This window comes from Cupriavidus sp. UME77 (assembly GCF_014170355.1).
Taxonomy (GTDB): Bacteria; Pseudomonadota; Gammaproteobacteria; order Burkholderiales; family Burkholderiaceae; genus Cupriavidus; species Cupriavidus basilensis.
Window position 1 is genome coordinate 291248 of record NZ_LZZU01000086.1, and the last position, 17724, is coordinate 308971.

At 67.1% G+C, this 17724-nt stretch carries 20 protein-coding genes; 12 read left to right on the forward strand and 8 right to left on the reverse strand.

Translation table 11 applies throughout. The annotated features are described in order from the left end of the window. Positions 1 to 32: 32 nt before the first annotated feature. Complete coding sequence (locus tag A9975_RS32985) at positions 33 to 785, reverse strand: FadR/GntR family transcriptional regulator (protein ID WP_183036389.1); 753 nt, start codon at positions 783 to 785, stop codon at positions 33 to 35. A 201-nt stretch (positions 786 to 986) separates the two neighbouring features. Here A9975_RS32985 and A9975_RS32990 point away from each other — a divergent pair, with 201 nt between their 5' ends. Then, positions 987 to 1412 (forward strand): GNAT family N-acetyltransferase, encoded by a 426-nt coding sequence (locus tag A9975_RS32990; protein WP_183036390.1) that lies wholly within the window; start codon positions 987 to 989, stop codon positions 1410 to 1412. 20 nt (positions 1413 to 1432) lie between these two features. Here the strand turns inward: A9975_RS32990 and A9975_RS32995 are convergent, their stop codons facing one another. After that, positions 1433 to 2704: an MFS transporter gene (locus tag A9975_RS32995; protein WP_183036466.1), complete on the reverse strand. Its 1272-nt coding sequence runs from the start codon at positions 2702 to 2704 to the stop codon at positions 1433 to 1435. Positions 2705 to 2860: 156 nt separating this feature from the next. On the opposite strand from A9975_RS32995, the gene A9975_RS33000 reads away from it, so the two are divergent. Both A9975_RS33000 and A9975_RS33005 read left to right on the forward strand, forming a co-directional pair. Continuing rightward, a complete protein-coding gene (locus tag A9975_RS33000; protein ID WP_183036391.1) occupies positions 2861 to 3760 on the forward strand; it encodes a LysR substrate-binding domain-containing protein in 900 nt (299 codons plus the stop codon). A gap of 93 nt (positions 3761 to 3853) precedes the next feature. Beyond that, the gene (locus tag A9975_RS33005; protein WP_183036392.1) at positions 3854 to 4336 is read left to right on the forward strand and encodes a hypothetical protein; all 483 of its coding nucleotides are present in this window, start codon (positions 3854 to 3856) and stop codon (positions 4334 to 4336) included. 11 nt (positions 4337 to 4347) lie between these two features. Here A9975_RS33005 and A9975_RS33010 read toward each other — a convergent pair whose 3' ends face one another. The 3 genes from A9975_RS33010 to A9975_RS33020 all read right to left on the reverse strand — a co-directional run bounded on the left by A9975_RS33010 (position 4348) and on the right by A9975_RS33020 (position 6610). After that, positions 4348 to 5175 carry an NRDE family protein gene (locus A9975_RS33010; RefSeq protein ID WP_183036393.1) on the reverse strand — a complete coding sequence of 276 codons (828 nt, stop codon included), beginning with the start codon at positions 5173 to 5175 and terminating at the stop codon, positions 4348 to 4350. A gap of 114 nt (positions 5176 to 5289) precedes the next feature. Further along, the gene (locus A9975_RS33015; RefSeq protein WP_150990383.1) at positions 5290 to 5580 is read right to left on the reverse strand and encodes a DUF4936 family protein; all 291 of its coding nucleotides are present in this window, start codon (positions 5578 to 5580) and stop codon (positions 5290 to 5292) included. A 34-nt stretch (positions 5581 to 5614) separates the two neighbouring features. Next, entirely contained in the window at positions 5615 to 6610 is a 996-nt protein-coding gene (locus tag A9975_RS33020) for a folate-binding protein YgfZ (protein WP_183036394.1), read from the reverse strand. Between the two features lie 189 nt (positions 6611 to 6799). On the opposite strand from A9975_RS33020, the gene mltG reads away from it, so the two are divergent. The 7 genes from mltG (at position 6800) to A9975_RS33055 (ending at position 12251) form a co-directional block, all read left to right on the forward strand. Further along, positions 6800 to 7795 (forward strand): endolytic transglycosylase MltG, encoded by a 996-nt coding sequence (gene mltG, locus A9975_RS33025; protein WP_183036395.1) that lies wholly within the window; start codon positions 6800 to 6802, stop codon positions 7793 to 7795. Positions 7796 to 7803: 8 nt separating this feature from the next. Then, positions 7804 to 8418, forward strand: a complete 615-nt coding sequence (gene tmk / locus A9975_RS33030; RefSeq protein ID WP_183036396.1) for a dTMP kinase — start codon at positions 7804 to 7806, stop codon at positions 8416 to 8418. 118 nt (positions 8419 to 8536) lie between these two features. Next, a complete protein-coding gene (locus tag A9975_RS33035; RefSeq protein WP_183036397.1) occupies positions 8537 to 9544 on the forward strand; it encodes a DNA polymerase III subunit delta' in 1008 nt (335 codons plus the stop codon). Positions 9545 to 9608: 64 nt separating this feature from the next. After that, a complete protein-coding gene (locus A9975_RS33040) occupies positions 9609 to 10046 on the forward strand; it encodes a PilZ domain-containing protein (protein ID WP_370565957.1) in 438 nt (145 codons plus the stop codon). Between the two features lie 82 nt (positions 10047 to 10128). Then, a complete protein-coding gene (locus A9975_RS33045) occupies positions 10129 to 10650 on the forward strand; it encodes a GNAT family N-acetyltransferase (protein WP_183036398.1) in 522 nt (173 codons plus the stop codon). Positions 10651 to 10765: 115 nt separating this feature from the next. Beyond that, positions 10766 to 11560: a TatD family hydrolase gene (locus tag A9975_RS33050; protein ID WP_183036399.1), complete on the forward strand. Its 795-nt coding sequence runs from the start codon at positions 10766 to 10768 to the stop codon at positions 11558 to 11560. Further along, entirely contained in the window at positions 11553 to 12251 is a 699-nt protein-coding gene (locus A9975_RS33055; protein WP_183036400.1) for an ankyrin repeat domain-containing protein, read from the forward strand. The genes A9975_RS33050 and A9975_RS33055 overlap by 8 nt, the downstream gene beginning before the upstream one ends. A 77-nt stretch (positions 12252 to 12328) precedes the next feature. On the opposite strand, the gene egtB is transcribed toward A9975_RS33055, so the two are convergent. Both egtB and A9975_RS33065 read right to left on the reverse strand, forming a co-directional pair. Further along, entirely contained in the window at positions 12329 to 13618 is a 1290-nt protein-coding gene (gene egtB, locus A9975_RS33060) for an ergothioneine biosynthesis protein EgtB (protein WP_183036401.1), read from the reverse strand. 340 nt (positions 13619 to 13958) lie between these two features. Beyond that, positions 13959 to 14561: an FMN-dependent NADH-azoreductase gene (locus A9975_RS33065; protein ID WP_150993260.1), complete on the reverse strand. Its 603-nt coding sequence runs from the start codon at positions 14559 to 14561 to the stop codon at positions 13959 to 13961. A gap of 149 nt (positions 14562 to 14710) precedes the next feature. Between A9975_RS33065 and A9975_RS33070 the strand changes: the two genes are divergently transcribed. Next, complete coding sequence (locus tag A9975_RS33070; RefSeq protein WP_150993262.1) at positions 14711 to 15667, forward strand: LysR family transcriptional regulator; 957 nt, start codon at positions 14711 to 14713, stop codon at positions 15665 to 15667. A 145-nt stretch (positions 15668 to 15812) separates the two neighbouring features. After that, positions 15813 to 16226 (forward strand): DoxX family protein, encoded by a 414-nt coding sequence (locus tag A9975_RS33075; RefSeq protein WP_150993264.1) that lies wholly within the window; start codon positions 15813 to 15815, stop codon positions 16224 to 16226. 35 nt (positions 16227 to 16261) lie between these two features. Here A9975_RS33075 and A9975_RS33080 read toward each other — a convergent pair whose 3' ends face one another. Further along, entirely contained in the window at positions 16262 to 17479 is a 1218-nt protein-coding gene (locus A9975_RS33080) for an EAL domain-containing protein (protein WP_183036402.1), read from the reverse strand. Positions 17480 to 17724 lie beyond the last annotated feature (245 nt).

Genomic DNA, 17724 nt, shown 5'->3' on the forward strand with positions numbered 1-17724 from the left:
GCCAGGAGGGCGGTGATCAGCGGATCAGTCGATCAGTGGGAAAGGCCGCGCGCGGGCGCGTCGGCATGGTCGGCGGCGGTCTCGGGCTGCCCGCCATGGGACAGGCGCCGCGCCGCGTTGTACATATGGGTCTCGGCCGCATTGCGCGCGGCCAGCGCGTCGCCGGCGCGGATGGCGGCCACAATGGCCTGGTGTTCCTCGCGCACCTGGCGCGAGAAATCCGCGCGGCGTGCCTCGTTGGTACGGGTCACGCGGGTGGCGGTTTCCAGGTACTGGCTCAGGAACGCCAGCGTCTTCAGGAAGAACGGGTTGCCGGTGGCTTCGGCGATCGTCCGGTGAAAGGCCACGTCGGCGGTTACGCCGTCGCCGCCGGCGGCCTCCTCAGCGTCAATGCCGGCGAGTGCGGCGTCGATGGCCGTCATGCTGGCGTCGGTGCGGTCCCGTGCCGCCTGTGCGGCCACCTCGGCCTCGATGGCCCGGCGCAGCTCCACGATATGCAATACCGATTCGAGCGTGGCCACATCGGTGTAGTCGATCCGCAGCGGCCGGATGCCGGCCTGCTCGGTGACGAACACGCCGCTGCCCTGGCGCGATTCCACCACGCCCTCGTGGCGCAGCCGGGCGATGGCTTCGCGGATCACGGTGCGGCTGACGCCGAACTCCTCGGACAGTACCGCCTCCGTGGGCAGCTTGTCGCCACGGCCGAAGGCCCCGCTTTCGATCTTCTCCAGCAGTTGTTCAGCAACGGTGTCTGTCAGGGCTCTGGCCGGGACTTTCTGGAACACGGGAGGCCTCAGGTGATTAGGTAATATGGTCATCATACAAATTTTCCGGGAAGAATGCGGATCGGGAATTACCCCTATCCCTTTCTCCATGCGGCGCCGCAGCAATGGCCGGCATCGCTTGCCCTCGCCGTGGCCGGAGTATCATGACGGCCGCCCTCAGGCCGTTTTTTCACCGCTTTGCGCCTTGCGCATCGAACAACTATGACAATCACCATCCGCCTCGCCCCCTGGTCCGAAGCCCGCGATACCGCGCGCGCCATCCGCTATGCCGTCTTTGTCGAAGAACAGGGCGTGCCGGTTGAGCTGGAATGGGACGAATGGGATGAGCCGAGCTGGCACGCCCTGGCGCTGGCCGAGGATGGCAGCGCGCTGGCCACGGGCCGCCTGCTGCCGGATGGCCACATCGGCCGCATGGCGGTGCTCAAGCCCGCGCGCGGCAGCGGCGTCGGCGCCATGGTGCTGGATGCGCTGATGGCCAAGGCCGCGGAGCTTGGCTACCCTGAGCTGGTGCTCAATGCGCAGCGCTATGCCGCACCGTTCTATGCGCGCGTGGGCTTCGAGCAGGTCGGTGAGGAATTCGAGGAGGCCGGCATTCCTCACGTGGAGATGCGCAAATTGCTGCGCTGAACGCAACGGGCGGCTTGTCGTCAGGCGCGGGCCTGACGCGCAAACAAGGGCCGCGCCAATAGCGCGCTCGCGCTGGCCGCCAGCCACACGGCCGCCCAGCCATGGTCGGCAGCCATCGCCGGGATCGCCAGCGGCACCAGGAAGAAGCCCGAAAACGCAAAGGTGTTGCCCAGCCCGAGCGCGGTGCCGGCGCGGCTGGCGCCCGCGATCGTCGCCAGTTCGGTGAAGGCCACGCCATGCCAGGCCGACGTGCAGATGCCGCCCAGCACCAGGCATGCCACCAGCACCGGGGTCAGCAAGGCGTGCCAGCCCGGCGCGGCTGCGCACAGCCAGGTCAGCCCCGCCAGCGTGGCGAACACAAGCAAGGTCAGCAAGCTGCAGGCGCGCAGATAGGCGCGGCGGTTGCCATGGCGATCGGTCCAGCGGCCGCTCCACACCCGCATGACGGCGGCGCCTGCCTGCACTGCCGCCACGGCCATGCCCGCCGCGGCAATGCCGATGTGGCTGAAATCGTGCAGGAAGATCGTTGCGAACGTCAGCACAGCCACTTGTGGCACGCACATCAGGCCCATGCCGCTCACCAGCCGCCAGACCCGCGCGCTTCGCAGCGGGCCGGGCCCTGCCTTGCCGGCCACGCCACTTGCCGGCAAGGTAGCGTGCGCCGGCTCGGCCGGCGGCTCGTGCATCCAGTGCCAGGCAAAGGCCGCGGTGACGCCGCAGAACACGGCCAGCGCGCCGTAGACGGCGGCAAAGCCAAAGGACTGCGCCAGCATCGGCAGCATCAGCGCGCCAATCCCGCCGCCGGCGGGCACCGCGGTCTGGCGGATGCTCATGGCCAGGCCCCGTTCGCCTTCGCGGAACCATGCCATCACGGCCCGGCCGCTGGAGCCGTTGACGCTACCGCCCAGCAGGCCTAGCCCCAACAGGCCCAGCGCTAGCATCGCGTTGCCCGGGATATGGCCGGGCAGCGGCGCCACGAACACCGCCATCAGCGCCAGCCACAGCGCAGTGGCCATCAAGCCGGTCAGCAGCACGCGGCGGTCACCCCAGCGGTCGGTCAGCAGGCCCCACGGCACTTCGCTCACCGCAATGCCGAGGCCCATCATGCCCAGGCAAAAACCCAGCTCGCCATCGCCGATCCGGTAGCCGGCGCGCATCAGCACCGCCGTGGTGGGAATGCCCGAGAACGCCGCGGCAAAGCTGGCATTGGCTGCGACGCCGAGGGACAGCACTTTCCAGCGATGGCCCGGGCCATGGCGTGGGGCGAGGGCTGCGCCGGCAGGGCCAGGCACAGCGGCAAACGGGAGGGGGGCGGGAACGCGGGGCACGGGATCATCCTTGGGAAAACGGCATCTGCAAGCCTTGACGCCCTGATTCTGCCGCCGCAGAATGATCCTGAATATCAGATAATTATTGATTAAACATCCCAAATAACAGGATGATTTCACATGGCAGCGGTGAACTTCGACCTTGATGTACTGCGCAGCTTCGTCGTGGGCATGGAGCTCGGCAGCTATGCCCGGGCCGCCGATCGGCTGGGCCGCTCCACCTCGGCGGTCAGCGCGCAACTCAAGAAGCTGGAGGAGCAGGCGGGCACGGCAGTCTTTCGCAAGGCCGGGCGGGGACTGGCGCTGACGGAGGCGGGCGAGACCATGCTGGCCTATGCCCGCCGGCTGCTGGAACTCAACGACGAGGCCGCGGCCGCCGTGCACGGTGTGGCGCTGGAAGGCTGGGTGCGGTTCGGCCTGCAGCAGGACTTTGGCGAGGTGCTGCTGCCCGAGGTGCTCGGCCGGTTCGCCCGCGCGCACCCCAAGGTGAAGATCGAGGCACGCGTGGCGCGCAACATCGAGCTGTTGGACAGCGTGGCCGCCGGCCGGCTGGACCTGGCGCTGGCTTGGGACGATGGCGTGCGCATGCCGCATGTGGAGCAGGTGGCGATGTTGCCGATGCGCTGGATCGGGCCCGCCGCCGCGCGTGCGCCGTGGCAAGGCGACGGACCGCTGCCCCTGGTGGCATTCGAGCCGCCATGCCGTTTCCGCTCCGCGGGCACGGCCGCCCTGGACCGTGCCGGCATTGCCTGGCGGGTGGCTTTCAGCAGCGCGAGCCTGGGCGGCTTGTGGGCAGGGGCGGCGGCCGGGCTGGGGCTGACCATCCGCACCGGCATGGGCTTGCCGCCGTCCGTGCGGGCCTGGGAGCCGGGAGAGGGCGGGCTGCCTGCGTTGCCCTCGCTGGCGCTGGCGCTTTACCGCAAGGATGCCGAGCTGGAGGCACCCGCCACCCGGCTGGCAGGCATCGTGAGCGAGGCGGTTCGGGCTGCATTGCCGGCCAGGCTGGCGGCTTTGGCCTGAATGGAGCGATGACTTGCGGGGCTTGCAGCCAGCCGCCTACGCTGTACCATCGCGGTCTTTGTTTTTGCCGTCGCTTTCGCGTTGATCTTGTCTATGTCTGAAATCCGTTCCCGCCTGCTCCAGGCCCTGGCCGATGCCACCCCCGCCCTAGACCTCGATCGCGCGCCGCCGGGCGAGCCGCCCGCCGGCGAAGGCCTGCTCTCGGCATGGTTGCAGCCCTGGCTGGCGGAGCATTGCCTGGTAAAGGTGGATTGGCGGGATTTCAGCACGCTGGGCGTGCAGGCCGTGGCGCGCCTCGCCACGCTGCGCGCGGCGGGTGTCTCGGCCATCGACGTCGACGACCTCTACGACGAAGACGGCATTCCGCTAGGTGGCGACGATAACGATTTCGATATGGAACCCGCCGCGCTCTACCTGGCGCACGTCAACCGCGAACTGGCGCCGCACGGCATGCAACTGCTGGAGATCGGGCATTTCGAGGATGCATGGCTGCTGGCGGTGCGCAATGACCCCGCCGCGATCCGGGCGCTGAACGTGGCATTGCGCCCGACCGGCTTGGCAGCCCAGCAGTACTGAGCGCGCCCGACTTAGCGCGGCGCTTGCACCGAGCCGGCGTCGCGGGCAACCCGCAGGTGCCCGCGGTAGGACACCTCGCCGGTGCGGCCGTTGGCGTCGAAGCTGCGTTCGCTGAGTTCGAAGCGGCCGTCATGGCGCACGCGCAGCACGGTGCTGGCACGGGTGCCATAGCTGGGCGAGCGGATAAAGGCTGAGGACAGCAGCTTTTCCCACTCGGGGGCCACCCCCGTGCGCGGAAGCTCGAAATCCAGGGCCTGCCGATCGTTGGCCAGCAGGTCGAGATAGGGTTCGATGCTGGCGCCGGCCAGGCCGGTGTCGGCCGCAAGTGTCTCGGCGAGCGCGCCGACGCGGCTGCGCACCTTGGGCCACGGCGTATCCAGCAAGGCGTTGGACAGGCCATAGATGCCGGGCTTGAGGCGCTGCGGATGGGGCGAGGCGCCGCGGTTGCTGTACCACCAGAGCTCGCGCAGGTCGCACGCCAGCAAGTTGAAGCCGTTGTAGGCGCCGGTGCGGGGCACCAGCCCGGACAGATAGGATTGCGGATGGCTGTCGCCACGCAGGAATCCGGCCACCAGCTCACCGCGCGAGCGCGCATCGGTGCGTTTCTCGGACGGGGCGCGGTAATTGGTCAGGGCGGCAAAGCGGCCGTCGCCAGCCAGGCCCATCCAGGTGCCTGGCTCGCCGATCACTTCCGCCATGTCGCGGCCGGCCAGCACCTGGGGGGCGTCTTCCCACCAATGCACGGGCGCCGCCGGGCGGGCATAGAACTCGTCGCGGTTGCCGGCCACCACCAGGGCATAGTCCGGGTGCGATTGCCAGGCCACCAGAATCAAGCACATAGCGCTTCCTTTGCTGCATTCACTGCGGTTGCCGCATTCACTGCATCGACTGCGATTCGATCGTCGGCTTCGTTACCCAGGGACCATGGCGGCGGGGCCGCTCCTCGGCCACCCTCAGAGCTGGTCGATATCGACAAAGCGCTCCACCTGCCGCTCGCCGCTGATCCACTGCTGCAGCCCGCTCTGCCGCCACAGCCCGTCGAGCAACTGGTCGAAGGCTGGCGGCACATCGGCGTAGGCTTCCATCCACGTCTGCATGCCGTCACGCGCCTCGGGCCTGCGTAAGAGCGTACCACCAATTCCGCTTGCTTCGGCAACGGTCTCCATCCAGCGGTGCCAGTGCGCGATAGCCTCATCGGCACGGGCTTCCGGCACCCGGAAATAGACGTACAGGTGGTCGCTCATGGCTATTCCCAGTGTTCCCGGTGTTGCCAGGGGTTCAGGCGGCGTCGCCGAAGGGGACCGCATAGGGCAGCTCGCCCACGCGCACCGGGCTGCCGGCAGCGCTGCCCAGGTGCAGGGCGCCACCCGCCGCATCGATCTTCAATTCGGCCAGGCCGTCCCAGCCGCCTTGTGGCGAGGCGGCGGCATTGACCACCATGCCGCAGGGCTGCTCAGGATCCTCGGGGCGGAAGATCTCCGTGGCCGCGCCCGGCACTTCGCCTTCTCCATGGATCAGCCACATGCGTCGTTTGAGCGTGCCGCGGTACTGGCTGCGCGCCACGATTTCCTGGCCCGGATAGCAGCCCTTGCGAAAGCTCACGCCGCCGACCAGTTCCAGGTTGATCATCTGAGGCACGAATTGCTCCTGCGTGGCAGCGGCGATGCGCGGCACGCCGGCTTGTACCTCCAGCCAGTCCCACACCACGGCATCCACCGGCACCAGCTGCGCCGACAGCGCAGCCTGGACTTCGTCGGCCTGTTCGGCCGGCAGCACCACCTGCCAGCGCGGCAGTCCGGCGCCGTCGGGCAGCCGGATCACGGTGGCGCGGGCGGCCGCGGCGCTGGCCCAGGGCTCGGCCGGGGCGGGCAGGCCGGCCGCCTGCAGGGCGGCGGCGCCACTGGCACCTGCCACGCCCAGCACGGCGCGGGCCGGCGTGAGATCGGACAGCTTGGCCTTGGCGCGCAGCACGAACATCGACAGGCGCTTCTGGATAGCGGGCTGCAGGTCCGCGGACAACTGGAGGACGATGCCTTCCTCGTCACGCCATATCAGGAAGCTGGCCAGCAGCCGTCCCTTGGGCGAGCAGTAGCCGGCCAGGCGGGCGGTGCCGGCGTCCAGGTCATCCACGGCATTGGTCAGCTGGGTATGCAGGAAACTGCCGGCGTCTTCGCCGGCAACCCGGATCAGGCCCAGGTGCGCGGGTCGGCAGACGACTCCGCTTTGGCGCACGGCTTCGAACTGGGTGGCACGGTCTGGGGCAGGGGCATTCATGGCAGGTATCGCAAGCAAGGGGCGCACGGGCGCGCCGGATGGAAGGTGCAAGGAGCTACAAGCGGCTAAAGGTGCAAGGCTCCCGGTATTATATGAGGCTGTCGCCATTTCAGCCGGGATGCCCATGGTCGACACTGGGTGACCCCGGCTTTGCCGCGGTGCATTGTGCGCCGCTACTTTCTCTTTTACATGAAACGTCTTTTCCTGCGGCTGCTGCTGGTCACCGTGATCTTTTCGATCGCCGCCGCCGGCGCCTTTGCCTGGTGGGCCAATCGCCCGCTCGCGCTTACAGCCTCGCCCATCGAGGTGGTGATCAAGTCCAATTCCAGCGTGGCCAGCGTTGGCCGCCAGATCCAGCGTGGCGGGGTGCAGATGGACCCCCGCCTGTTCGCGCTGCTGGTGCGGCTTACCGGCCATGGCGCCGACCTCAAGGCCGGGGGCTATGAGTTCGACAGCAGCGCCACGCCGCTGTCGGTGATCGGCAAGATCGCCCGGGGCGAGGTCAACCACTATGTGCTGACCGTCATCGAAGGCTGGGAATTCCGCAAGATGCGCGCCGCCGTGGATGCGCATCCGGCGCTCAAGCACGATAGCCGCGGCTTGTCGGACGCGGAGCTGATGAAGGCCATCGGCGCGCCGGAGCCGGCACCGGAGGGCCTGTTTTTCCCCGACACCTACCTGTTTGCCCGCGGCAGCAGCGATCTCGAACTGTACAAGCATGCCTATCGCGCCATGCAGCGGCGCCTGACCGACGCCTGGAACGCCAGGGCACCCGACCTGCCGTACAAGTCGCCCTATGAGGCGCTGATCATGGCCTCGATCGTGGAGAAGGAAACCGGCCAGCAGGCCGAGCGAGCGCTGATTGCGGCCGTGTTCGTCAACCGGCTCAAGAAGGGCATGATGCTGCAGACCGATCCCACGGTGATCTACGGCATGGGCGAGGCGTTCGAGGGCAATATCCGCAAGCGCGACCTGCAGTCCGACACCCCTTACAATACCTACACGCGCAACGGCCTGCCGCCCACCCCGATCGGATTGCCCGGGCTGGCCTCGCTGGCCGCCGCCACCGCGCCGGCCCCGTCCGACGCACTGTATTTCGTGGCGCGCGGCGACGGCAGCAGCCATTTCTCCAACTCGCTTCCAGAACACAACCGCGCGGTAGATAAATACCAGCGCGGCAAATAAGTCTCCCCATGCGCGGAAAATTCATCACATTCGAAGGCATCGACGGTGCCGGCAAGAGCACCCACGTGGAGTGGGTGGCGCAGCGCCTGCGCGCCCGCCTGGCAGGTCAGGCATCGGTCGTTACCACCCGCGAGCCCGGCGGCACTCCGCTTGGCGAAGATCTGCGGCAGTTACTGCTGCACCGCAAGATGCATCTCGAAACCGAGGCCTTGCTGATGTTCGCCGCCCGCCGCGAACATATTGCCGAAGTCATCGAACCCGCGCTGACGCGCGGTGACTGGGTGGTTTCCGACCGCTTCACCGATGCCACCTTTGCCTACCAGGGCGGTGGCCGGGGCCTGCCGCGTGCACGGCTCGAAGTGCTGGAGACCTGGGTGCAGGATGGCCTGCAGCCCGATCTGACGCTGTTGTTCGATGTGCCGCTGGAAACCGCCAGCGCGCGCCTGGCCGGCGCACGCGAGCCCGACAAGTTCGAGGCCGAGTCGCGTGCCTTCTTCGAGCGCACGCGGCAGGAATACCTGCGCCGCGCGGCGGAGTCCGCGCAGCGTTTCCGGGTCATCGACGCGACCCGGAGCATTCCCGAGATTCAGGTAGAACTTGAGAAAATCCTCGCAACACTTTGAATCGGCTGCAGGATTCGGGAATATCGATAGGGATGGGGGCTAGCCGAGCCTTCTGTCCTCTATCTCTCGCGCCATGCGCATAGTTACACGAAGTTTCACCCCTAACCCACTGATCCGCATGCTTTATCCCTGGCAGAAAGAAGACTGGCAACGGCTGAACGCGCTGCGCGAGCGGCTCCCGCATGCCTTGCTCATTCACGGCCAGCAAGGCATCGGCAAACGCGACCTGGCGCTGCATTTTGCCCAGGGACTGCTGTGCGAGAAGCCGCGCCCCGACGGGCAGCCTTGCGGCACATGCCCGGCCTGCCACTGGTTCAGCCAGGGCAACCACCCGGACTTCAGCGTGGTGCGCCCGGAGGCCATGGAGGCGACGGACGACGCGCAGACGGATGAAAGCGGCAAGAAGAAGGCGCCCAGCAAGGTCATCCGCATGGAGCAGGTGCGGGCCCTGATTGAAACGGTCGGCATCGGCACGCACCGCGCCGGCTTGCGCCTGGTGGTGGTGTATCCGCTCGACGCCTTGCAGCATGAGGGCGCCAACGCCTTGCTCAAGACGCTGGAGGAGCCGCCGCCGTCCACCGTGTTCCTGCTGGTGACCGACCGGCTGGATCGTGTGCTGCCCACCATCCTGTCGCGCTGCCGCCAGTTTTCCGTGCAACGGCCCACGGCCGATGCGGCCATGAGCTGGCTGAGCAGCCAGGGCGTGGGAGACGCCGAGGCGCAGCTGGCGCTGGCCGGCGGCTCCCCGCTGACCGCGCTGCATGCCGCCGAGGCCGAGGAGCAGCCGATGCAGCGCTGGCTGGTGAGCCAGCTTGGCGCAGGCGCCGGCTTCGATGCGCTGGCGGCGGCCGAGCAGGTGCAGAAGCTGCCGGTGCCGTCGGTGCTTGGCATCCTGCAGCGCTGGACGTACGATCTGCTGTCGGCCCGCTTGGCCGCAACGCCAGGGCCGCGTTATTTTCCGCGCGAGCAGGCAGCCCTGGCACGTTGCGCACAGGCAACCGATGCACACCGGTTGCAGGCGTTCTCCACGCGGCTGGTGGGCCATCGCCGCAGCGAGAACCATCCGCTGGCGGCTCGGCTGGTGATGGAGGCCGTGTTCCTGGAGTACCGGCAGTTGTTTCAGTAAGCCGAGGACGTTGAACAAATCCAATATGGCCTGAAGGCCAACAGTCAGTAACAAGGGGTCAGTCATGAATACAGAGGTGACAGGGGCACGGGGCGCCAGCGTTCCCGGAGCCGCAGGCATGGCCGCCGCCGGCGGTATCGGGGCGCCGACGGTCCCGGGTGCAGCTTCCCGGCCCAACGTGCTTTCGCTGTCGATCAAGGACCAGGCGGGCCTCTATGCGGCCTACATGCCGTTCCTGCACCGCGGCGGCATCTTTGTCCCGAGCAACCGGCCTTTCCGGCTGGGCGAGCAGGTCTTCCTCGTGCTTTCACTGGTGGACCGGCCGCAGAAGTACCAGATTGCCGGCCACGTGGCATGGATTACCCCGGTCGGCACGCCCAACAAGACGCCCGGCATCGGGATTCACCTGCCGGATGACGACAACGGCCGCAACCTGCGCCGCGCGGTGGAAGAGATCCTGGGCAAGACCATCGAGTCCGGTCGGCCCAGCCAGACGTTATAACTGGCGTCAGCTTTGTGGCTTAAGTGTTTGATATGGTTGATTTTTACCAAGTTTTCTAGCCCGTCCGAGAAGAAATTCAACAATGAGTGATTCCGCCTTTACCGTGCGGCCCGCGCTGCAGCGTGACCTGGCCAACATCGTCGCCATCTACAACAGCACCGTCGCTTCACGCATGGTCACTGCGGACACCGAGCCCGTGGCGGTGGAATCGCGCCAGGCTTGGTTCGATGAGCATCAGCCGGAGCGGCGTCCGCTGTGGGTGGCCGAGGACGGTGAAGGGCGCATGGCCGGGTGGCTCAGTTTTTCCGACTTCTACGGACGCCCGGCCTACGGCGCCACCGCCGAAGTCTCGATCTACCTGGACGCCACCCGCCGCGGGCAGGGCCTGGGGCGCTACCTGCTGCAGCAGGCCATCGCGCATGCGCCGCAGATCGGGGTCAATACGCTGCTGGGCTTCATCTTTGGCCATAACGCGCCCAGCCTGGCGCTGTTCGCCTCGCTGGGCTTCGAGCGCTGGGGCAACCTGCCGCGCGTGGCTGTGCTCGATGGGGTCGAGCGCGACCTGGTCATCCTCGGGCGGCACCTGACCAAGCCGGCCGAGTAAGAGCGGCCGCGAGCCAGGCGCCGCCAGGCAGTGGGCACGCTGGCTCGCTGGCACGAACGGCTACAATGGCGGGTGGCGCCGCCCGCGGCGGCGTCTCTATCCGGAAACCGCCCCAATGTTTGTCGATTCCCACTGTCATCTAGATTTCCCCGACCTGGCCGCGCGCCTGCCCGAATTGCTGGAGAACATGCGCGCCAACCAGGTGTCGCATGCCCTGTGCATCTCGGTCACGCTGGAAGATTTTCCGCGCGTGCTGGCACTCGCCGAGCAGCATCCGCACCTGTACGCCACCGTCGGGGTGCATCCCGACTATGAGGAGGGCGAGGAGCCCACGCTGGAGCGCCTGCTGACGCTGTCGGCGCATCCGCGGGTGGTCGGTACCGGCGAGACCGGGCTCGACTACTACCGGCTCGAAGGCCGCAGCATCGCGGACATGGAATGGCAGCGGGAGCGTTTTCGCACCCATATCCGCGCCGCGCGACAGACAGGCAAGCCCCTGATCATCCATACCCGTTCGTCCGCAGAAGACACCTTGCGCGTGATGCGCGAGGAGAGCGCGGGCGAAGCCGGCGGGGTGATGCATTGCTTCACCGAGAACTGGGAGGTCGCCCGGCAATCGCTGGACGAGGGCTTCCACATCTCGTTCTCCGGCATCGTCACCTTCAAGAATGCGGTGGAGTTGCAGGAAACGGCGCGCAAGATCCCGCTGGACCGCATGCTGATCGAGACCGATTCGCCGTACCTGGCACCCGTGCCGTATCGCGGCAAGACCAATCAGCCCGCATGGGTGCGCCATGTGGGTGAGTTCATCGCCAACCTGCGTGGCATGCCGGTTGAGGCGCTCGCGGAACATACGTCGGATAATTTTTTTCGTCTTTTCAAGCATATAGATAGGAAATCTCATGCTTAACGTGAATACTGTCCGACGCCTCGCCGCCGTTGCGGCCATGCTGGTGGGCGCCGCGGCCTGGGCCGGGCCTGTGGACGATATGCGTCATGCGGTGGAGTTCGATGACGTCAAGGCCGCCCAGAAGATGCTGGCGCGCGGGGTCGATCCCAACCTGGTGGATGCCAAGGGCAATCCCATGCTGGTGGTGGCATTGCGCGAGAAGTCGCTGAAGGTGGCAGAGGCGCTGATCCGCGCCAAGGACATCGATTTCGACAAGACCAATGCCGCCGGTGAGACGCCGCTGATGATGGCCAGCCTGCAGAACGAACTGGACCTGGTCAAGCTGATGGTCGACCAGATGGAGGTCGAGATCAACAAGACCGGCTGGACGCCGCTGCATTACGCGGCGACCAACGGCAACAACGAGATCGTCAAGTTCCTGGTCGACCACGCCGCCTATATCGACGCGGAAAGCCCCAATGGCAGCACGCCGCTGATGATGGCGGCGCGCGGCGGGCATATCGAGACGGTCAAGTTGCTGCTGGACGAAGGTGCCGACATGCGCCTGAAGAACCAGCAGGGCATGACCGTGATCGATTTTGCCGAGCGCTATCACCAGAAGGAGATCGCGGAGGGGCTGAAGTCGCGCTGGCAGAAGCTGTATCCGCAGACGCCGTTAAGCGCGCAGCCTCCACAAAAGGGCTGGAACTGATTTAATGAAAACGCGCCGGGCCAAAACCCGGCGCGTTTTTGCCAGCTTCCTGCTCAGGCGATCAAGCGTTAAGGTGCTCAGGCGTCGTCGGCCAGGCGCACGCCGGTGAACTGCCAGCGCTGGTGCGGGTAGAAGAAGTTGCGGTAGCTGGCGCGGATATGCGACTCCGGCGTGACGCAGGAGCCGCCGCGCAGCACCATCTGGCTGCACATGAATTTGCCGTTGTATTCCCCCACCGCCCCGGCGCTGGGCCGGAAGCCCGGGTAGGGCTGGAAGGGGCTGGCAGTCCATTCCCACACGTCGCCGAACATCTGCCGCAGCACGCCGGAGGTATTCTGGCGATCGGGCAGCGGCCGCAGCACGCGTCCCTCGACAAAATTCCCGGTAGCGGGCAGGTTGCGCGCGGCGTGCTCCCATTCCGCCTCGGTTGGCAGGCGGCGCTCGGCCCAGCGGGCAAAGGCATCGGCCTCATAGAAGCTGATATGTGTGACCGGGCTATCCGGATCCACCGGCTGCATGCCGCGCAGGCTCATTTGCCACCAGGTGCCTTCGCGTTCCTCCCAGTACAGCGGTGCCTCGATGCCGTGTTCGCACACCCAGCGCCATCCATCCGACAGCCACAGTCCGGCAGTCCGGTAGGCGCCATCCTCGATAAATTCAAACCACTGGTGATTGGTGACCGGGTGCGAGCACAACTGGTAAGGCTGCAGGAGCACGTTGTGCCGTGGACCTTCGCAATCGAAGGCAAAGCCGTCGCGGTCATGGCCGATGGCGACCACGCCACCGGCAAAGTGGATCCATTCCGCCGCCGGGCGCGGATCGGCGATCACGGGCGCCAGCAGCTCCGGCGCGAAGGCCGGCTTCAGCGGGTTTTGCGCGAACAGATGCAGGATATCGGTCAGCAGCAGTTCCTGGTGTTGTTGCTCGTGGTTCAGGCCAAGCTCGATCAGCGCCGCCTCGGCATCGGTCTGCGCGCTGGTCAGCAGCCCGAGCATGGTTTCGTCGACCGCCTCGCGGTAGGCCAGGATCTCGTCGAGCGACGGCCGCGACAGCAGGCCGCGGCGTGGCCGCGGGTGGCGGGCGCCGACGGATTCGTAATAGGAGTTGAACAGGTAGCGATACTGCGGATCAACCGGCTCGTAGTCCGGGATACGCGCCGTCAGCACGAATTCCTCGAAGAACCAGGTGGTATGCGCCAGGTGCCATTTGGCGGGGCTGGCGTCGTCCATGGATTGCACCGTGGCATCGGCGTCGGTGAGGTCGGCGACCATGGCTTCGGTAGCGGCGCGCACGTGACGGTACTGGGACAGCAGGGCCGGCTCGTGCGGACGATGCACGGCGCTGGCAGGCAGCAGGGCAGAGGACATGCGGGCTCCCGGATCGGACTATGCATCTGCCACGGATACCGCTTTGGGCAGCGGCTGGCCGAGGCGTGTGGATTGCGGACAGGTTCCGCCCAGGCCTGCACAACAAGGCCGCACGGGCTTCCCCCTGGATGGACATGCACCGAAACCGCTCAGGCGTTCGCAACCATCATAGACCCGATCGCGCGATGGGCATAGCCGGCTCGCGCCTGCAAGAATCCGTGGCAGGGCGCAGCGCTGCAAGGTGCGCGGGCTGAAACGCAGGAAGGCAAAACGCCCGCCGGCATGGCTGCGGGCGGGCGCTTTGCGCTGGGCTGGGCGGCGCGAGGCCGCCATGCCGGGATCAGGCTGCCAGGGCTGCCACGGCGCCGTTGGCGGCGACCAGGCTGGCTTCGCGGGCTTCGGGGCCCATTGCCAGGCCGTGGGCGCGCACGTACGTGATGTCGGTGATGCCCAGGAAGCGGAACACCACGTCCACGGTCTGCTCATGCAGGTCCAGGGCGTTGGCGTCCTGGCGCACGCCGCCGCGCGACGACACCACGATCACGCGCTTGCCGCCGGCCAGGCCGACCGGGCCGGTCTCGGTGTACTTGAAGGTGCGGCCAGCCTGGGCGATGCGGTCGATCCAGGACTTGAGCTGGCTGGGGATGCCGAAGTTGTATTGCGGCACACCGACGACCAGCACGTCGGCTTCGAGGAATTCCTTGAGGAAGGCTTCGGTGCGTTGCAGCTCGCTTTCCTGCACGGCGTTGAGGCCATCCTTCGGGCCGCCCAGCACGGGCAGCAGCGCGCCGGACAGGTGCGCCGGTGCGTCCTGGTCCAGGTCGCGCACGGTCAGGGTGGCTTCGGGGTGCTTGGCGCGCAGGTCGGCGACCACCTTGGCGGTCAGGCTGCGGGAAGCGGAATGGTCGCCAAGTACGCTCGAGTCGATTTGCAAGATCTTCATGTTCATCTCCACTGGGGTTCGGGTTGGATGAATGAAAGATAGCGGTCTGCTATTGATGCCGGTAGTGGGGCAAAATAGAACTTATTGTTCCAGGCGCAGAACGCAGGCGGGCTGCTACCCTGGCACGCTCCTACCGCCAAGGATGACCCATGCAAGACCTGAACGATCTTTCGCTGTTTGCCCAGGTGGTCCAGCACGGCAGTTTTTCGGCTGCGAGCCGTGCCAGCGGCGTGCCGAAGTCCCGGCTCAGTCGGCGCATTGCCCAGCTGGAGCGCGACCTCGGGGTGCAATTGTTGCGCCGGACCACCCGGCAGGTGCGCGTGACGCCCATCGGCGAGGCCTACTATGAGCGCTGCCGCGCCATGCTGGCGGAGGCCGAAGCGGCGCGCGAAGTGATCGAGCAGGCTCGCGACCAGCCCGGCGGCACCTTGCGCGTGAGCTGCCCCGTGGCGATCGCCCAAAGCCTGCTGGCGCCCGCCATCGGGCATTTCATGCAGGCCAATCCCGGTGTGCGCATCGAACTGGAAGCCACCAACCGCCGCGTGGACGTGATTGCCGAAGGCTTCGACCTGGCGCTGCGGGTACGCGAGGTGATGGACGACTCGTCGCTGGTGGTGCGCACCTACGGCGAGAGCCCGCTCATGCTGGTAGCCAGCCCGGCGCTGCTGGACAGCATCGGCCGCCCGCGCACGCCCGAGGCGCTGGACGGCATGCCGGGCGTCAACCAGAAGCCGCACGACGGCAAGCATGTCTGGACGCTGACCTGCAACACCGGGCAGTCGATCCACGTGCCGTACGATCCGCGTCTTGTCACCGACGAATTCGCCTTGCTGCGCGCGGCCGCCATCGCAGGCGTCGGCGTGGCGATGCTGCCGCGCATGTTCTGCCGCGATGCCATCGAGAGCGGGGAACTGGAGGTGCTGCTGCCGCAGTGGATCATGCCGGTCGGGACGTTGCACGCGGTCTTTCCCTCGCGCAAGGGCATGCCGCCGGCGCTGCGGCGCTTCCTGGACTTCCTTGCCGACATCCTGCCCGAGACGGCCTGCAAGGCGGGCATGCAGCCGCCGCGCCAGCCGGGCATGCACCGGCCCGTCGGCCAGATCTGAGTCGCGTCCGCGCAACTTGTGCCTTTACCTTCACCGCGCGGCGCACTAAGGTAAATATGCGTGCCGCGCGTGGAGCCAAAGGCGCTTCGGCTGCGGACGGCGCATTCGCGCTTTCGTTTTCTGATCCGGACAAGGAGTGACAACCATGAGTGGTTCTCAGCCATCGCAGGACCTGGGCAAGGCGGTACTGCGCATCGTGCTCGGCGTGCTGATCTTGCTGCATGGGATCTCCAAGCTCATCGCCGGGCCGGGGTTCGTGACGCAGGTGGTGACGCAGGCCGGCCTGCCCGTGGTGCTGGCCTATGGCGTCTACATCGGGGAAGTGGTGGCGCCGGTGCTGCTGATCCTTGGCTTATGGACCCGGGTCGCCGCGCTGATCGTCGCCGTCAACATGCTGGTGGCGGTGGGCCTCGTCCATATGAAGCAGCTAGGCATGATGGCCGACACCGGCGGATGGGCGCTGGAATTGCAAGCGATGTTCCTGGCCGGCGCCCTCGCGGTCGCGCTGCTCGGCGCGGGGCGCCTGAGCGTGGGCGGCATCAACGGCAAGTGGAACTAGCGTAGCTGCCGCTCGGATGCGTCCTGAGGGTGTCCTCAGGGCGTCCAGCGGCCCAGCGTTTCGGCCACGAACATGTCGGGCGGCAGCGCGGGGGACCACAGGTAGCCCTGGCCAAGGTCGCAGCCCAGGGCTTGCAGCGCGTCGCGCTGCGCGGGGGTCTCGATGCCCTCGGCCACACATTCCAGCTTGAGGTCTCGCGCGAGGTTGATGACGTTGCGGCAGATCGCCGCGCGCTGGCTGTCGCCGGGCACCGCTACCACGAACGAGCGGTCGAGCTTGATCTGGGTGAAGGGCAGGTCCGCCAGCAGCTTGAGGGTGGCAATGCCGATCCCGAAATCGTCGATAGCCACGCCGTAGCCTAGCAGGCGCAGGCGGTTCAGCGCGATCGACAGGGCTCGGGTGTCGTAGACCGGGTAGCCCTCGGTCAATTCGATATTCAGCAACTGGCGCGGCATGCCGCTGGCTTCCACCATGGCGTCGAAGGCGTCGAGCACGCCGGGCCGGCACAGCGTCTGCGCGGATGCATTGATGCTCAACGAGATGCGCACGCCGCGCGCCAGCAACTGGCGCTGCACCGACAGGCATTGCTGGCCCGCCAGCTGGAGGATGGCATCGGCCTCGCCCAGCGTCTCGAGCCTTGGGATGAAGAGGTCGGGCCGGATCAGGCCCATGGTCGGATGGCGCCAGCGGCAAAGCGCTTCCGCGCCGGCCAGCGCGCCGGTGCTGATCCTGAACTGCGGTTGCAGCATGATGAAGATGGCGCCGGGCGTGCGCACCGCGGCCAGCAGCTCGCGGTCATCCGGCTGGCTTGGAGCCGTCGCCGGGGCTGCGGTGGTGAGGTCACGCTCCAGCGCATCCTGCAGGATTTCTTCCAGCACCACCGCCGAGATCGGTTTGCGCACCGCGCGCACGTGGGCGAGCCCAACCGAGTCGGCCAGGCTCACATGGGAATCGATGATGTCGTCCTGCAGCGCGGACACCCATACCCACAGGGGCTGGGCGCCGGCGAAGGCGTGGTCCTTGCGCCGGGTCAGCTCGTCCATCATGCCGGGCCCGTTGAGCCCCGGCATCTCGATGTCGCAGAGCACGAGGTCGACCTTGCGCGCGGCAAGCAGGTCCAGCGCAACGCGGCCGTCCGCGGCGCAATGCACATCGCTGACGCCCAGCTGTGTCAGCAACTGTTCCGCCGCCAGCAACTGGAACGGGTGGTCATCGACCACCAGGGCGGACAGTCCGGCGTAGCGCGTCTGCATGGTTGGCTCGGGATTGGGTCGATGGAAATCGGCCGGTGAGAACGGGCAGCGTGGATTCGAGGCAGGCTTCGTCCATAGTAGCGCACATGCCGCACGGTGGGCACGCCTTTGCGCGGGCGGATACCGACGCCGGCGCACAGGGTTCGCGCGGCGGGGAGGGTGCCAGGCGCCGCAAAGCAGGCGATATTCCGTTGCGCGTGCCATGTTGGGCGGAAACGCCGCGCCCAGACCCGCTACAATCGTCG

Coding starts and splice junctions, on each gene's coding strand:
- A9975_RS33050 (WP_183036399.1), top strand. CDS start 10,766: ATGTTTGTCGATTCCCACTGTCATCTAGATTTCCCCGACCTGGCCGCG.
- A9975_RS32990 (WP_183036390.1), top strand. CDS start 987: ATGACAATCACCATCCGCCTCGCCCCCTGGTCCGAAGCCCGCGATACC.
- A9975_RS33010 (WP_183036393.1), bottom strand. CDS start 5,175: ATGTGCTTGATTCTGGTGGCCTGGCAATCGCACCCGGACTATGCCCTG.
- A9975_RS33070 (WP_150993262.1), top strand. CDS start 14,711: ATGCAAGACCTGAACGATCTTTCGCTGTTTGCCCAGGTGGTCCAGCAC.
- egtB (WP_183036401.1), bottom strand. CDS start 13,618: ATGTCCTCTGCCCTGCTGCCTGCCAGCGCCGTGCATCGTCCGCACGAG.
- A9975_RS33015 (WP_150990383.1), bottom strand. CDS start 5,580: ATGAGCGACCACCTGTACGTCTATTTCCGGGTGCCGGAAGCCCGTGCC.
- A9975_RS33055 (WP_183036400.1), top strand. CDS start 11,553: ATGCTTAACGTGAATACTGTCCGACGCCTCGCCGCCGTTGCGGCCATG.
- A9975_RS33045 (WP_183036398.1), top strand. CDS start 10,129: ATGAGTGATTCCGCCTTTACCGTGCGGCCCGCGCTGCAGCGTGACCTG.
- A9975_RS33040 (WP_370565957.1), top strand. CDS start 9,609: ATGAATACAGAGGTGACAGGGGCACGGGGCGCCAGCGTTCCCGGAGCC.
- A9975_RS33020 (WP_183036394.1), bottom strand. CDS start 6,610: ATGAATGCCCCTGCCCCAGACCGTGCCACCCAGTTCGAAGCCGTGCGC.
- A9975_RS33035 (WP_183036397.1), top strand. CDS start 8,537: ATGCTTTATCCCTGGCAGAAAGAAGACTGGCAACGGCTGAACGCGCTG.
- A9975_RS33080 (WP_183036402.1), bottom strand. CDS start 17,479: ATGCAGACGCGCTACGCCGGACTGTCCGCCCTGGTGGTCGATGACCAC.
- mltG (WP_183036395.1), top strand. CDS start 6,800: ATGAAACGTCTTTTCCTGCGGCTGCTGCTGGTCACCGTGATCTTTTCG.
- A9975_RS33000 (WP_183036391.1), top strand. CDS start 2,861: ATGGCAGCGGTGAACTTCGACCTTGATGTACTGCGCAGCTTCGTCGTG.
- A9975_RS33005 (WP_183036392.1), top strand. CDS start 3,854: ATGTCTGAAATCCGTTCCCGCCTGCTCCAGGCCCTGGCCGATGCCACC.
- tmk (WP_183036396.1), top strand. CDS start 7,804: ATGCGCGGAAAATTCATCACATTCGAAGGCATCGACGGTGCCGGCAAG.
- A9975_RS33075 (WP_150993264.1), top strand. CDS start 15,813: ATGAGTGGTTCTCAGCCATCGCAGGACCTGGGCAAGGCGGTACTGCGC.
- A9975_RS33065 (WP_150993260.1), bottom strand. CDS start 14,561: ATGAAGATCTTGCAAATCGACTCGAGCGTACTTGGCGACCATTCCGCT.